This window comes from Streptomyces sp. NPDC023541 (assembly GCF_055559995.1).
The window spans coordinates 1-1,218 of record NZ_JBVHJO010000046.1 but is presented as its reverse complement, the minus strand read 5'-3'; the positions used below and the strand labels follow the sequence as shown (position 1 = coordinate 1,218).

Below are 1,218 nucleotides of genomic sequence, written 5' to 3'. Positions count from 1 at the left end.
TCCGCTGGAGCGGAAGAACGGCTGGACGCTTGCCGAGGAGGCCGGGCATGGCGGCCCGGACCGGATCCACCGGCTGCTGAACCGGATCGACTGGAACGCGGACGAGGTCCTGGACGACGTGCGGGACTACGTCATCGAGCACCTCGGTGATCCGGATGCGGTGCTGATCGTGGACGACACCGGGTTCCTGAAGAAGGGTGTCCGCTCGGCCGGGGTCCAGCGTCAGTACTCCGGGACCGCCGGGCGGACGGAGAACTCCCAGATCGGGGTGTTCCTCGCCTATGCCGGCGGCCGGGGCCGCACCCTGATCGACCGGCGCCTGTATCTGCCCACGTCATGGACGGATGACCGCGACCGGTGCCGGGCCGCCGGCATCGACGACACGGTCGCCTTCGAGACGAAAGTGGTGATGGCCAAGGCCATGGTCCGCCGGGCGATCACGGACCGGATCCCGTTCCGGTGGGTGACCGCGGACGCCGCCTACGGCTTCTCCAAGGGCTGGCGCACGGAGCTGGAGCGGGCGGATGTCTTCCACGTCATGGCCACCACCCGGCACGACACGGTCGTCACCCGCTGGGCCATGGACCACCCCGTTCACGACCTGTTCCCCGGGCTGCCACGGCAGAAGTGGAAGCGCCGTTCCTGCGGGGACGGGGCCCATGGACCGCGGGTCTACGACTGGGCCAGGGTCGAGGTCCGGCCCTGGCACCGCGAGGACCGCCGTCACTGGGTGATCGCCCGCCGCAGCGTCCGCAGGCCCGAGGAGATCTCCTACTACATCGCCTACTGCCCGGCCGAAACCACCCTGGACGAGCTGATCCGCGTCGCCGGTGCCCGGTGGGCGGTCGAGGAATGCTTCCAGAGTGCGAAACAGGAATGCGGCCTGGACGACTACCAGGTCCGCCGCTACGACGGCTGGCACCGCCACATGGCCCTGGCCATCGCCGCCCACGCCTGCCTCACCGTCCTGCGAGCCCGCGAACTCGACACCGGGAAAGCAGAAACGGATCCTCCCAGCTCATACCCCTCACCCTCCCCGAAATCCGACGCCTGATCAGCCGGCTCACCCGGCCTCGCCCAAGCACCGACCACGTCCTGCACTGGTCACACTGGCGACGGCGACGACAGTTCCAGGCACGTGTCAGCCACTACAAACGACGCGGTCACACACCACCAGAAGCCAACAAACCATCACAGCAAGTACCGTTGCAGTACTAG

General features: G+C 68.3%; 1 protein-coding gene. It reads left to right on the top strand.

Annotated elements, in window-relative coordinates; all coding sequences use genetic code 11:
• Positions 1–1,054: IS701 family transposase (locus tag ACZ3X1_RS37320; RefSeq protein ID WP_467284025.1), on the top strand; the 1,054-nt coding region annotated here is incomplete at its 5' end.
• Positions 1,055–1,218: the final 164 nt, after the last annotated feature.